11 protein-coding genes and 4 tRNA genes are annotated in these 13,866 nt (G+C 56.5%); 10 read left to right on the top strand and 5 right to left on the bottom strand.

What is annotated here, in order from left to right; all coding sequences use genetic code 11:
- The 10 genes from rffA (at nt 1) to NUX24_RS19560 (ending at nt 7,693) form a co-directional block, all read left to right on the top strand.
- Nucleotides 1-1,131, top strand: a complete 1,131-nt coding sequence (gene rffA, locus NUX24_RS19605; protein WP_047652209.1) for a dTDP-4-amino-4,6-dideoxygalactose transaminase — start codon at nt 1-3, stop codon at nt 1,129-1,131.
- Nucleotide 1,132: 1 nt separating this feature from the next.
- A complete protein-coding gene (gene wzxE / locus NUX24_RS19600; RefSeq protein ID WP_257833563.1) occupies nt 1,133-2,383 on the top strand; it encodes a lipid III flippase WzxE in 1,251 nt (416 codons plus the stop codon).
- Nucleotides 2,380-3,459, top strand: a complete 1,080-nt coding sequence (locus tag NUX24_RS19595; protein WP_047652211.1) for a TDP-N-acetylfucosamine:lipid II N-acetylfucosaminyltransferase — start codon at nt 2,380-2,382, stop codon at nt 3,457-3,459. Before wzxE ends, NUX24_RS19595 begins: the two co-directional genes overlap by 4 nt.
- Nucleotides 3,456-4,808: an ECA oligosaccharide polymerase gene (gene wzyE, locus NUX24_RS19590; protein WP_033146908.1), complete on the top strand. Its 1,353-nt coding sequence runs from the start codon at nt 3,456-3,458 to the stop codon at nt 4,806-4,808. Before NUX24_RS19595 ends, wzyE begins: the two co-directional genes overlap by 4 nt.
- Nucleotides 4,809-4,820: 12 nt before the next feature.
- On the top strand, nt 4,821-5,561 hold the full coding sequence (gene wecG, locus NUX24_RS19585) for a lipopolysaccharide N-acetylmannosaminouronosyltransferase (protein WP_047652212.1): 741 nt from the start codon (nt 4,821-4,823) through the stop codon (nt 5,559-5,561).
- Nucleotides 5,562-5,758: 197 nt separating this feature from the next.
- Entirely contained in the window at nt 5,759-7,144 is a 1,386-nt protein-coding gene (locus NUX24_RS19580) for an amino acid permease (RefSeq protein WP_257833559.1), read from the top strand.
- 102 nt (nt 7,145-7,246) lie between these two features.
- Nucleotides 7,247-7,323 (top strand) — tRNA-Arg (locus tag NUX24_RS19575).
- Between the two features lie 64 nt (nt 7,324-7,387).
- Nucleotides 7,388-7,463: transfer RNA gene (locus tag NUX24_RS19570), tRNA-His, on the top strand.
- Nucleotides 7,464-7,485: 22 nt separating this feature from the next.
- Nucleotides 7,486-7,571: transfer RNA gene (locus tag NUX24_RS19565), tRNA-Leu, on the top strand.
- A gap of 45 nt (nt 7,572-7,616) precedes the next feature.
- Nucleotides 7,617-7,693, top strand: a tRNA-Pro gene (locus tag NUX24_RS19560).
- Between the two features lie 507 nt (nt 7,694-8,200).
- On the opposite strand, the gene NUX24_RS19555 is transcribed toward NUX24_RS19560, so the two are convergent.
- The 5 genes from NUX24_RS19555 to hemC all read right to left on the bottom strand — a co-directional run bounded on the left by NUX24_RS19555 (nt 8,201) and on the right by hemC (nt 13,694).
- A complete protein-coding gene (locus tag NUX24_RS19555) occupies nt 8,201-9,412 on the bottom strand; it encodes an MFS transporter (protein WP_257833558.1) in 1,212 nt (403 codons plus the stop codon).
- A 172-nt stretch (nt 9,413-9,584) separates the two neighbouring features.
- Nucleotides 9,585-10,784 (bottom strand): protoheme IX biogenesis protein HemY, encoded by a 1,200-nt coding sequence (gene hemY / locus NUX24_RS19550; RefSeq protein WP_257833590.1) that lies wholly within the window; start codon nt 10,782-10,784, stop codon nt 9,585-9,587.
- Nucleotides 10,785-10,786: 2 nt separating this feature from the next.
- Nucleotides 10,787-11,995, bottom strand: coding sequence for a uroporphyrinogen-III C-methyltransferase (hemX, locus tag NUX24_RS19545; protein ID WP_047652216.1), 1,209 nt, complete (start codon nt 11,993-11,995; stop codon nt 10,787-10,789).
- Nucleotides 11,996-12,015: 20 nt separating this feature from the next.
- The gene (gene hemD, locus NUX24_RS19540) at nt 12,016-12,756 is read right to left on the bottom strand and encodes a uroporphyrinogen-III synthase (RefSeq protein ID WP_257833555.1); all 741 of its coding nucleotides are present in this window, start codon (nt 12,754-12,756) and stop codon (nt 12,016-12,018) included.
- Nucleotides 12,753-13,694 (bottom strand): hydroxymethylbilane synthase, encoded by a 942-nt coding sequence (gene hemC, locus NUX24_RS19535; RefSeq protein ID WP_257833553.1) that lies wholly within the window; start codon nt 13,692-13,694, stop codon nt 12,753-12,755. The genes hemD and hemC overlap by 4 nt, the downstream gene beginning before the upstream one ends.
- Nucleotides 13,695-13,866 lie beyond the last annotated feature (172 nt).

Here is a 13,866-nt window from a genome sequence, read left to right as displayed (position 1 = left end):
ATGATTCCATTTAACGCACCACCCGTTGTCGGAACTGAACTCGACTATATGCAGTCTGCCATGGGCAGCGGCAAACTCTGTGGTGACGGCGGTTTTACCCGTCGCTGTCAGCAGTGGATGGAACAGCGTTTTCGCAGCGCCAAAGTGCTGCTGACCCCGTCCTGTACGGCATCGCTGGAAATGGCGGCACTGTTGCTGGATATCCAGCCCGGTGATGAAGTGATTATGCCAAGCTATACCTTCGTTTCCACGGCGAACGCCTTTGTCCTGCGCGGAGCGAAAATCGTCTTTGTGGATATCCGCCCGGATACCATGAACATTGATGAGACGCTGATTGAAGCGGCGATCACTGACAAAACGCGCGCGATCGTGCCGGTTCACTACGCGGGCGTGGCCTGTGAAATGGACACCATCATGGCCATCGCCAAAAAACATAATCTGTTCGTGGTGGAAGATGCCGCGCAGGGCGTGATGTCCACCTACAAGGGACGCGCGCTGGGCACTATTGGCCACATCGGCTGCTTTAGCTTCCACGAAACCAAAAACTACACGGCGGGCGGAGAAGGTGGCGCGACGCTGATTAACGACCGGGCTCTCGTGGAGCGTGCGGAAGTGATCCGCGAAAAAGGCACCAACCGCAGCCAGTTCTTCCGGGGGCAGGTAGACAAATACACCTGGCGCGATATCGGCTCCAGCTATCTGATGGCGGATCTGCAGGCGGCGTACCTGTGGGCGCAGCTGGAAGCGGCGGAACGTATCAACCTTCAGCGTCTTTCCCTGTGGCAAACGTATTACGATGCGCTTGAGCCGCTGGCCAAAGCCGGGCGTATTGAGTTGCCGACCATCCCGGCGGATTGCGTCCACAACGCGCATATGTTCTACATCAAGCTGCGCGATAACGACGATCGCAGCGCGCTTATCGCCTGGCTGAAAGAGGCCGAAATTATGGCGGTGTTCCACTATATCCCGCTGCACTCCAGCCCGGCCGGCGAAGCGTTTGGCACGTTCGCGGGTGAAGACCGTTACACCACGAAAGAAAGTGAGCGTTTGCTTCGCCTGCCACTGTTTTACAACCTCGCGCCTGTTAACCAGCGTACGGTAATTAATACCCTTCTGAGTTATTTCGGCTGATATGTCTCTGGCAAAAGCATCGGTGTGGACCGCCGCGTCCACGCTTGTAAAAATTGGCGCCGGGCTGCTGGTCGTCAAGCTGTTGGCCGTCTCATTTGGCCCCTCTGGCGTGGGGCTGGCGGGTAATTTCCGCCAGCTTGTCACCGTCCTTGGCGTGCTGGCAGGTGCCGGTATCTTCAACGGCGTTACCAAATACATTGCGCAGTATCACGATGATGCGGCTCAGCTGCGCAGGGTGGTGGGCACCTCTTCGGCGATGGTCACGGGTTTTTCGACCCTGATGGCGATTGTCTTTCTGCTGGCAGCGGCGCCCATCAGCCAGGGATTGTTCGGGCACACCCATTATCAGGGGCTGGTGCGTCTGGTCGCGTTGGTTCAGATGGGCATTGCCTGGGCAAACCTGCTGCTGGCGCTGATGAAAGGTTTTCGTGATGCCGCCGGGAACGCGCTTGCCTTAATCCTGGGCAGCGTCATCGGCGTGATTGCCTATTACTTCTGCTATCGCCTGGGCGGCTATGAAGGCGCGCTGCTGGGGCTTGCGCTGGTCCCGGCGCTGGTGGTTGTGCCTGCGGTATTGATGCTGATGCGTCGGGGCGTCATCCCTTTGAGCTACCTGAAACCGCAATGGGACACGATGCTCGCCAGCCAGCTGGGCAAATTTACCCTGATGGCGCTCATCACCTCCGTCACGCTGCCGGTAGCCTACGTGATGATGCGAAACCTGCTGGCGGCGCATTATAGCTGGGATGAAGTGGGGATCTGGCAGGGCGTAAGCAGTATTTCCGACGCTTATCTCCAGTTTATTACGGCTTCCTTTAGCGTTTACCTGCTGCCAACCTTATCGCGTCTGACGTCCAGACAGGATATTACCCGTGAGATTTTCCGATCGCTGCGCTTTGTGCTGCCAGCCGTCGTGGCGGCCAGCTTTACCGTCTGGTTACTGCGCGATGTCGCCATCTGGCTGCTGTTCTCGGCGAAGTTCACCGCCATGCGCGATCTCTTTGCCTGGCAGCTGGTGGGTGATGTGCTGAAAGTGGGTGCATACGTTTTTGGCTATCTGGTGATTGCAAAAGCGTCCCTGCGGCTGTATATCCTGGCGGAAATTAGCCAGTTTGCGTTACTGACAGCATTTTCACACTGGCTGATACCCGCGCACGGTGCGCTGGGGGCGGCTCAGGCCTATATGGCAACCTATATCGTTTATTTCGCCGCCTGTTGCGGCGTATTTTTATTGTGGCGTAAACGCGCATGACTGCACTGATTCACATCCTGGGATCGGATATCCCACACCATAACCAGACCGTTTTGCGGTTCTTCAACGACGAGCTGGCATCGGGTAATCCTGATGCGCGTGAGTTTATGGTTGCAGGTCAGGATAAGGGCCTGAGCGAGGCGTTTCCGGCGCTGACGATTCGCTTCTGGCCGGATAAGGCCGCGCTGGCGAAGGCGGTCGTTGCCAGAGCCAAAGCGGATCGTAAGCAACGTTTCTTTTTCCACGGGCAGTTCAATACCGGCCTGTGGCTGGCACTGCTTAGCGGGGGGATTAAACCCTCCCAGTGCAGCTGGCATATCTGGGGAGCCGATCTCTACGAAGTCTCCCGCGGCTGGAAATTCCGTCTTTTCTATCCGCTGCGCCGCATGGCGCAGGGGCGCGTGGGCTGTGTGTTTGCCACCCGTGGCGATCTCAACTATTTTGCTAAACAGCATCCGAACGTGCGCGGAGAACTGCTCTATTTCCCAACCCGCATGGATCCGGCCCTGAACGCCATGGCGAATGACGCGGTACGTGAAGGCAAGCTGACGATCCTGGTGGGGAATTCCGGCGATCGCAGTAACGAACACGTCGCAGCGCTCAGGGCTGTGCATCAGCAGTTTGGCGACACGGTGAACGTGGTGGTGCCGATGGGCTATCCCGCCAACAACGACGCCTATATTGCTGAGGTTCGCCAGCAGGGACTTGCGCTATTTAGTGCAGAAAATCTGCACATTCTCAGCAATAAGTTGGAATTTGATGACTATCTTGCGCTGCTGAGAAAATGCGATCTTGGCTATTTCATCTTTGCCAGACAGCAGGGAATCGGCACGCTGTGTCTGCTGATTCAGGCGGGTGTACCGTGCGTGCTCAACCGCGACAACCCGTTCTGGCAGGACATGGCCGAGCAGCATATTCCGGTGCTGTTTACCTCAGACACGCTGAATGTTGAGGTGGTACGGGAAGCCCAACGCCAGCTCACGTTGGTGGATAAAAATAGCATCGATTTTTTCAGCCCGAACTACCTCACGCCGTGGCACCGCGCGCTGCGTATCGCTTCAGGAGACAAAGCATGAGTCAGTTGCAATTCAGCGGCTTACTGGTTGTCTGGCTTCTGAGCGCCCTGTTTATCGCCACGCTCACCTGGTTTGAATTCCGTCGGGTGCGCTTCAACTTTAACGTCTTCTTCTCGTTATTGTTTCTGCTGACCTTCTTTTTCGGCTTCCCGCTCACCAGCATTCTGGTCTTCCGTTTTGACGTGAGCGTCGCGCCGCCGGAAATCCTGCTCCAGGCGCTTCTGGCGGCAACCTGCTTCTATGCGGTCTACTACGTCACCTATAAAACGCGTCTGCGTTCAGCGCAGGCTGCTGTCCCGCGTCGGCCGCTTTTTACTATGAATCGGGTGGAAACCCACCTGACGTGGGTGATGCTGATGACCATCGCCCTGGTCAGCGTCGGTATCTTCTTCATGCATAACGGCTTTCTGCTGTTTAAGCTCCACTCCTACAGCCAGATTTTTTCGGCCGAAGTCTCGGGCGTGGCGCTTAAGCGTTTCTTCTACTTCTTCATCCCGGCGATGCTGGTGGTCTTTTTTCTGCGCCAGGACAGCAAAGCGTGGCTGTTTTTCCTGGTCAGTACCGTCGCGTTTGGCATTCTGACCTACATGATTGTGGGCGGCACGCGCGCGAACATTATCATCGCCTTCGCCATCTTCCTGTTTATCGGCATCATCCGCGGCTGGATCTCGCTGTGGATGCTGGTTGCGGCAGGCGTGTTTGGCATTGTCGGGATGTTCTGGCTGGCGCTGAAGCGCTACGGGATGAACGTGGCGGGCGATGAGGCGTTTTACACGTTCCTCTACCTGACGCGCGATACCTTCTCGCCGTGGGAAAACCTGGCATTGCTGCTGCAAAACTACGACAAGATTGATTTCCAGGGGCTGGCGCCGATTGTTCGCGACTTCTACGTCTTTATCCCTTCCTGGCTATGGCCTGACCGGCCTGGCGTGGTGCTTAACACGGCAAATTACTTTACCTGGGAAGTGCTGAACAACCATTCCGGTCTGGCAATCTCGCCGACGCTGATTGGTTCCCTGGTGGTGATGGGGGGCGCGTGGTTCATTCTGCCCGGTGCAGTTGCCGTTGGGCTGATTATCAAGTGGTTTGACTGGCTTTATCTGCGCGGCAACGAAGAGACCAACCGCTATAAAGCCGCCATTTTGCACAGTTTCTGCTTTGGTGCCATTTTCAATATGATCGTTCTGGCGCGCGAAGGGCTGGACTCGTTCGTGTCGCGCGTGGTGTTCTTCATGGTCGTTTTCGGCCTCTGCCTGTTGCTCGCCAAACTGTTGTACTGGCTGTTTGACAGCGCAGGGCTCGTGCACAAGCGCGAGCGGCAGGGCAGCACAACGCTGTCGCAAGTCTGAGTAAGGATAGTAATGACTGATAATATTTCTGCACCGCGCTATGCGCTACGTGGCCTGCAGCTTATTGGCTGGCGCGACATGCAGCACGCGCTGGACTTTCTGTTCGCCGACGGCAAGATGAAATCCGGTACGCTGGTGGCCATCAACGCGGAAAAAATGCTGGCGGTTGAGGATAATGCGGAAGTCAAAAGCCTGATTGAAGCGGCTGAATTTAAATACGCGGACGGGATCAGCGTGGTCCGCTCTATCCGTAAAAAGTATCCTGACGCTAATGTATCCCGCGTGGCGGGGGCCGATCTCTGGGAGCAGCTTATGGCCCGCGCCGGTGCGCAGGGTACGCCCGTGTTCCTGATTGGCGGAAAGCCGGAGATACTGGCCCAGACGGAGGAGAAACTGCGTCGTCAATGGAATGTTAATATTGTTGGCAGCCAGGATGGTTACTTCAAACCGGAAGATCGACAGGCTCTGTTTGAGCGCGTTCGTGACAGCGGGGCGAAAATTGTCACCGTGGCGATGGGCTCCCCGCGCCAGGAGATCCTGATGCGTGACTGCCGTCTGGTCTGTCCTGATGCCCTTTACATGGGCGTCGGCGGCACGTACGACGTCTTTACCGGCCACGTTAAGCGTGCGCCTAAGGTCTGGCAAAATTTGGGGCTGGAGTGGCTGTACCGCCTGCTATCGCAACCGACGCGCATTAAACGACAGATCCGTCTGCTTCGCTACCTCGGCTGGCATTACACCGGGAAAATGTAATCAAAATGTAGCGCGATATGCTATTCGCGCTGCAACTCGCCTGCAAAACTGCTGATAATCTGTGCAATGCATTCATTTTTTTAATGCATCGTTTGCCATTTGGCAGATTTTAGGAAACCATTCGCTCCGTATTTTAGTACCCCTAAAAAACAATACCCGGTATTAAGCCGGGAAACAGCAAACACAATCGAGGATCTATGGCAGAGAAACAACCGGAGCTACAGCGTGGGCTGGAAGCTCGTCATATTGAACTGATAGCGCTGGGCGGCACTATCGGCGTGGGCCTGTTTATGGGCTCCGCAAGCACGCTCAAATGGGCAGGCCCTTCCGTATTACTGGCGTACATTATCGCCGGGCTGTTTGTTTTCTTCATTATGCGTTCCATGGGCGAAATGCTCTTCCTGGAGCCGGTAACCGGCTCTTTCGCCGTTTACGCGCATCGCTATATGAGCCCCTTCTTCGGCTACCTGACGGCCTGGTCATACTGGTTTATGTGGATGGCGGTGGGCATCTCAGAGATCACCGCGATAGGGGTCTACGTCCAGTTCTGGTTCCCGGACATGGTCCAGTGGATACCCGCGCTCATTGCCGTGGGGCTGGTGGCGCTGGCAAACCTGGCAGCCGTGCGCCTTTACGGTGAAATTGAGTTCTGGTTCGCAATGATCAAAGTCACCACGATCATCGTGATGATTGTCGTCGGCCTGGGCGTGATTTTCTTCGGCTTTGGCAACGGTGGGCACGCTATCGGCTTTGGCAACCTGACCGAAAACGGCGGCTTCTTCGCCGGCGGCTGGAAGGGCTTCCTGACGGCGCTGTGTATCGTTGTGGCCTCGTATCAGGGCGTGGAGCTGATCGGTATTACCGCCGGTGAAGCGAAAAACCCGCAGGTCACGCTGCGTAGCGCGGTGGGCAAAGTGCTGTGGCGCATCCTGATTTTCTATGTGGGAGCGATCTTCGTCATCGTGACCATCTTCCCGTGGAACGAAATTGGCACGACGGGTAGCCCGTTTGTATTAACCTTCGCCAAAATTGGTATCACGGCGGCGGCGGGTATCATCAACTTTGTGGTCCTGACGGCAGCGCTGTCAGGCTGTAACAGCGGGATGTACAGCTGCGGGCGTATGCTCTATGCGCTTTCGAAGAATAACCAGCTGCCTGCGGCGATGAGTAAAGTCTCACGTGCCGGCGTACCGGTGGCGGGTGTGGCGGTCTCCATTGCGATCCTGCTGATTGGCTCTTGCCTGAATTACATCATTCCTAACCCGCAGCGCGTGTTCGTTTACGTCTACAGCGCCAGCGTACTGCCGGGCATGGTGCCGTGGTTCGTTATCCTCATCAGCCAGCTACGTTTCCGCCATGCGCATAAAAAAGCGATCGAAAGCCATCCGTTCCGCTCAATTCTGTTCCCCTATGCGAACTATTTGACGATGGCGTTCCTGATTTGCGTATTAATCGGCATGTACTTTAATGAAGATACCCGCATGTCGCTGTTTGTCGGGATGATCTTCCTGGCGGCTGTGACGGCCGCATATAAGCTTTTTGGCCTGGGTCGCCGCGCCACCACGCATAAAGTGGAGGAATAAGCGGCAAAATGTGCAAACCATAACCAAACGCGCATTTTTTTCAAAAAAGCACTAGACAGCGGGGACGGAGGTACGTAATATCCAGCCCCGCAACGGCGCTAAGCGCCCGTAGCTCAGCTGGATAGAGCGCTGCCCTCCGGAGGCAGAGGTCTCAGGTTCGAATCCTGTCGGGCGCACCATTAACCCGGTGCTGGAGCTGCGGTGGTCTGAGGAGTAGTCAGTACCGCGTGAAAGAATACAGTGGTGGCTATAGCTCAGTTGGTAGAGCCCTGGATTGTGATTCCAGTTGTCGTGGGTTCGAATCCCATTAGCCACCCCATTATTTGAAAGAGTTGTGAATTGCGAAGGTGGCGGAATTGGTAGACGCGCTAGCTTCAGGTGTTAGTGTCCTTTGGATGTGGGGGTTCGAGTCCCCCCCCTCGCACCACGACTTTTTAAATGAATTGAACTAAAAATTCAAAAAGCAGTACATCGGCGAGTAGCGCAGCTTGGTAGCGCAACTGGTTTGGGACCAGTGGGTCGGAGGTTCGAATCCTCTCTCGCCGACCAATTTTGAACCCCGCTTCGGCGGGGTTTTTTGTTTTCTGCGGCTTCTCACCCCTGTAGTCATGCCCCGACAGCGCCCTTTTTCTTTGTCGCAATCCAGCGACATGCAACTCATTGAAAATTAAATAAATAACTATTTATGGGTTTTGCTGTCTCCTCCTGGCGACATATTCCCGCCTTTTACCGATATGTTGTAGAGCCTAAGACGTCGCATAGCAGCATAATTTCCTTTTATCTTAAAATGTTGCGTTATGTAAAAGATCTGGGTGTCATGTTGGCACGTTACGTGCAATAATATACGTGTAGATGCTCATTCCATCTCTTATGTTCGCCTTAGTGCCTCATAAACTCAGGAATGACGCAGAGCCATTTACGGTGCTTATCGTCCACTGACAGATGTCGCTTCGGCCTCATCAGACACCATGGACACAACGTTGAGTGAAGCACCAAATATGTTGTCTTACAGACCTGTTTTAACGCCTGCTTTTATAGCAGGCGTTTTTTTATGCCTTATTCCCGATACAGGCGCATGATCAGGGCAACCATCAGCAGGGCCGATGCAGAGACAGCATAGAGCGCCTGTACTGAGCCAAATCCTGAAGCCACCGCCGCTGCAATGCCGGTGAAAAGAGAGGCGCTGAGCGTTTGCCAGCGCCAGGCTTTACCGCTGGCCGAAGCGGTTTGCGTAATAGGAAAACTGCTGAGTACGCCAAACGTGCCCGCTGCGAAGAGAATATTTGAGGCCAGATGCGCGATAAAGATCATCCCCAGCGCGCATAACGTCCACCCGGACAAAAACGGCAGCATGCCATAAGCGGCCAGAAAGATGCTCAGGCAAACGATTATTCGCGGCGTGTGGGCCGCAACGCGCGTCAGGCTCTCTTTTTTTAGCAGCAGGGGGCCACAAAGCTGCCCCAGACTCCTTGCGAAAAGCAGAGGCAAAGCAAGGCCCGCCGCATCCTGAGGACGGAGCTGCTGGGCCAGTGCCGGAAGCAGCGCCATCGCCGGTGAGCCGACGGCGGCCAGCGCCGGCAGGATGAGCAGGCTGCGTTTCTGCCGAACGGTCAACGCCTGCCAGCGTAATGTTGCAGAATCCCCCTTTTCCATAGTGGTGGAGCGTGGTGCCGGAGAAAACCGGCGTCCAGCCAGCCATAGCAGTAACAGTGACCCAAAAAAGCTCGCAGCATCAATAGCCAGCAGGGTAAACACGGATGTCTTCTGAAACAGCACCACGCCGAGTCCGGTCCCTAACAACACCTGAGAAGCAAAAATCACATTTTCCAGACAGGTTGCAGCGGGCAACTCCGCTTCGCTAAGTCCGCGCTTAAAGAGCAATGTCAGCGCGGGCCAGCTCATCCCGCTGAGCAGCGCCTCGGTGGATTGCACGGCGAGCAATGCGGCAACGCTGTGGTAACCCACGCCAAGCAGGGGAAAGAGCAAGGCGAGCAGGCCCAGCCCCTCGGTCAGTATCAGCAGGGATATCGGTGAAAAGCACGAGCACAGCTTTTCGCCGAAGATACTGCCGATGAATCCTGGTACCGTAGCGAAAAGAAAAGCGAGAGTGAGCAGAGCGGGCGGGGCTGACCACGCTAGCAGCAAACCGAAGACTACAACCTGGGTTAAACCATTCCCCAGTGAAGAAAAGATAAAAGCGCAGGCAAGCAGGCGCAGCCAGCGGTGGCAGCGCAGCGCCTGAATAAGCGCATACAAAAGCGAGTTCATTGAGATTTCCTTTCAAAAACGATTTAGTCCACGCTGCAAAATGTGCGCGTGTGTGAAAAAAGGTTAATGAAAAGACATCGTTACATTGGCGGGTTCGTTTGCGGATGTGTGTATAAAGAATGTAGCAGGAGAAGGGCGATAAAAAAAGGAGGCCCTCTGGCCCCCTTTTTATTTACTGCTGCGTACCGTTATTTTGCAGCGTTAACAGCAACCCATCACGACGCATGGCGGCTGCCTCTTCCGGCTTATGCTGTTTGTCCAGCGCATCGGCAAGCCACGCGTAGTCAAACGCGTCCGGACGCTGCTTCAGCGCCGCGCGGAAGGCGAGGCTCGCCTCCTGCCATTCGCCGTGCTTCATCAGCGACTGACCGAGCGTGCTCCACAGCAGCGGGCGATCCCCAACGGCTTTAATCTGCTGTCGCAGCACTTTTTCGATTTGCTCAGGATTATTGGTTTTCAGGCGCGGGATCACCATCACCAGACGATCGTCATACTGGCGCTTCAGGCCGTCGAGGAGGATCTCCTGAGCCGTGTCATGATCGTCACATTCAATAAGATGTTCCGCCATGGCGACCTGCAGAGGAACCTGCTGGCGCGTCTTACGGCTCTGATTCTTCCACCACGTTTTCAGACCGTCGCTGCCCAGGTCGGCGCGCGCCTGATCCATCAGGCCAATCCATGCCAGACGCTGAAGTTCATCACGATGCTCATCGTCGCCCACCTCGGCCTTCGCCATCGACGGAATGATGTCCAGCAGCGAGCCCCAGGCGCCGGTACGAATATACGCCTGCTCGGCAAGACGCAGCACTTCCGGATGACGTGGCGCAACTTCCAGCAGGCGATCGATACCGTGACGCGCCGCGTGATTTTCATTGCGCGCCAGCTGCAGACGAACGCGCGTAATTTCTACCGGAATCGGGTCGCCGTGAGCCAGCTCAGCCGCCCGCTCCAGATGCTGATTGGCGCGGGCTTCGTCACCGCGCTGCTGCGCCGCTTCGGCAGCGAGCAGATAATTCACCACCGGCTGTTCGGCATGGTCGGCGTTTTTCGACATCAGCTTTTCAACCTGCTGATAGTCACCCTCGGCAAGCTTAAGCAGCGCCTGTTCGGTCTGCTTGCGGGCGCGGCGGCGTTTACGGCCAACGAACCAGCCGCGCGTGTGGGCACCGGTGCGGAAAATACGGCGCAGGATCCACTCGATCGCAAACAGCACCACCACGCCGAGGATCAGAATGATCGTCAGGCCGGTTACGCTGGTTTCAATGTTGTAGTTATCCGTCTGGATCAGGACGTAACCCTGATGACCCGCAAGCATGGGCCCCAGCACGATCCCGGCGATCAGCAGGATGAAGAGTAAGAGAACTTTTAGCATCATTACTCTCCTTGTGGTGCGCTTTCAGGCGCCGGAGCCGGAGCTTGTGCCGGAGCTGGTGCCGCTACGCCCGACGGCTCTGCCGGCACGCCCGGCTGCGCCAGCAGGTTACGCACGCGCGTCTGCATCAGCTTCTCCAGAATCGGCTGGCTGGCTAGCTTATCCGGCACGTTCATGGTGATGTTCTGCTGGCTCAGCTTATCAATGTCTTCGAGGAAGGCGGTGGTCGTCGCATCATCGGTGTTGTAGTAGGCGCGTACCCACGTCGAGACGTTATCCAGCGCCTGTTTGTAGGTCTCTTCCTGATGACGTGGCACGGCCTGAGCCGCCACCAGCAGGCGGGAACGAATGTTCTCGCGCAGATAGATATCCTGGTTCGGTGCCAGCAGCGGCACGGCGGTTTCGTCGCGACGGCGGATAGTGATGAAGCTGTCCATAAAGTTCTGCCAGCTTTTCTGCAGGTTTATGCGCCATTCGCTCAGGGAGCTGGAAAGCTCGGTACCGTCGGAATCCATCGGGGAGTCGTCGTCGTTGTTATCCGCCAGCTGCAGGTTATCAATCTGATTCGACAGCTGGTTCACCTTGAGGATAATGCCGTCGTAATCCACCTGCGAGACGGCGGAGAGACTGGCGATGTCTTCGGTGATCGCGCGACGCGCGGTGATAAGGCTCGGGTCGTTCATGTCTGCCAGGCTCGCATCGGCGCTTTTCAGCAGCGCGGCGGCAGTGGTGACGTCCTGATCGCTCCAGAGCTTACGTCCGGCGAGCTTCACCAGGAAGTCAGCCTGCGAGAGCAGCCAGGTTTTGGCATCGGTGCCGGAAATCGTGGCGACTTTCTGCTGCACTTCGCCCAGCTGTTTAGTCAGCTCTTCCTGTTTGCTGTTCGCCTCGGCAAGCGCGGCGGCCTGCTGCTTAATCACCGTTTCCAGCTCGGTTTTCTGCGTCTCCTGCGCTTTTTGCAGGGCAGTGAGCTGATTCACCAGCGCATCGCTGGTGGACGTCTGGTTAGCGCCCTGTTGCTTCACCAGACCGTACAGGCCAACCCCTGCTGCCAGCGCAATGGCGATGGCAATCGCGCTCAGCGCGAGGCTCGTTTTGTTGCTGCCGTTTTTCTTCTCAGCGGTTTTCTCTGTCGTCTCTGGCTGTGGCGTCGTTTCCACAGTCTCCCTGGTCTCTTCAACCACGGCGGAGGATTTGTCGTGTTCCGTCATTATGGCTTCCCATTTGAGAGTTATTGTAATGCGCGCAGCAGCGCATCGTTGTCGGCGTTATCAGCGATCCGAATATCCTGCCAGCCCAGTTCCCGGGCCTGGTTCGCCAGACGCTCACTGACGACCAGAAGCCGACAGCGGAGTAACCAGTTTTCGCGATACCAGAGCGGTATCAGCGACCAAAGCTGTTGTAACATTTCACCGCTGGTTACCACCAGCGTATTAATGTCGCGCGCGTGCCAGCGCATCGCCTCTTCCGCGCCATCGTAGTGTTTTGCACAGCGCTGATAGCACTCAATGAACGTCACGTCTGCACCACGTTCACGCAGCGTTTCGCCCAGCAGCTCGCGACCACCGTTGCCGCGCAAAATGAGCGCACGCTTTCCGGCAATAGTTTGTAATTCAGGTAATTGTAGCAAGACTTCGCTGATTTCCCGATCTAACGGGTAACGAACGTCCGCGCTGCTTACGGTATGCAGCGCCAGTGCCGTTGTGCGGCCAATCGCGAAATAGCGGGGGGCGGCTGGCCAGGCTAAACCCTGCTGTTGCAGCTGCGCGTGGGCAAATTCCACGGCATGTTGCGACAGCGCAAACAGCAGGTCGCCTTCCTGAAGGGTATTCATCTGGTCGGCGAGCGCGGAGAGCTCCCGACCGGGGGAGAATTCAATGAGCGGAAAACTCCAGGCCACCTGCCCCAGTGTGCGCAGACGGCTCACTAACTGCTCTCCTGCGGGAGAAGGGCGGGTGACAAGAATACTCATGCAGGGGGCTCTCCATTATAAACGTCAGCCAGAATCTCGCGGGCGCCGTTATCCAGCAGCTCTTCCGCCAGCGACACGCCAAGCTGCTCGGCATCTTGCGCTTTACCGCGACGTTCGCCGCGTACCATCTTCGAACCGTCCGGAGCGCCCACCAGCGCACGCAGCCACAGTTCGCCATCTGTTAATTCAGCATAGCTGCCAATCGGTACCTGACATCCCCCTTCGAGGCGGGTATTCATCGCACGCTCGGCTTTTACGCGAATAGCGGTCTCGTCATGGTTCAGAGGTCCGAGCAGTTCGCGGGTACGCGCATCGTCCAGACGGCACTCGATGCCGACGGCGCCCTGGCCCACGGCCGGCAGCGACAGTTCTGGCGGCATCGCCACGCGAATGCGCGACTCCAGCCCCAGACGCTTCAGGCCGGCAACGGCGAGGATAATGGCATCGTAATCGCCGTTATCCAGTTTGCCCAGACGCGTGCCGACGTTACCGCGCAGCGAGCGAATGATCAGGTCAGGACGGCGCTCTGCCAGCTGACACTGACGGCGTAAACTGGACGTGCCAACCACGCTACCCTCCGGCAGCGCGTCGAGCGAGTCATAGCGGTTGGAGACAAACGCATCGCGCGGATCTTCGCGCTCGCAGATGGTCACCAGCCCCAGCCCTTCCGGGAACTCGACGGGCACGTCTTTCATTGAATGTACGGCGATATCGGCGCGGTTCTCAAGCAATGCCAGTTCCAGTTCTTTGACAAACAGGCCTTTGCCGCCCACTTTCGCCAGAGGCGTATCGAGGATCACGTCACCGCGCGTGACCATCGGCACCAGCTCGACGCGCAATCCACTGTGGCAGGCTTCAAGGCGCTGCTTCACATAATGTGCCTGCCAGAGCGCGAGGGGGCTTTGGCGTGTGGCAATTCTCAAAACATTGTCTAACATGCTTGTTACCGTCATTATCAATCGCTAACCATCCTAACATTGTTGACTCTGGGATGGCAGTTTTACGGTTGATGAAGCGTGAGAGGGACAAGGCGGCGTATTCGTCAGCCATAGCCGTATTCAGGAATTTACACGTACAGAACGGTGCTACACTTGTATGTAGCGCATCTTT

The organism is Enterobacter sp. HG048, assembly GCF_024702055.1.
In the GTDB taxonomy this organism is placed as follows: Bacteria; Pseudomonadota; Gammaproteobacteria; order Enterobacterales; family Enterobacteriaceae; genus Enterobacter; species Enterobacter dykesii.
The sequence above is the reverse complement of the archived record's forward strand: the minus strand, read 5'-3'. Positions and strand labels throughout refer to the sequence as shown.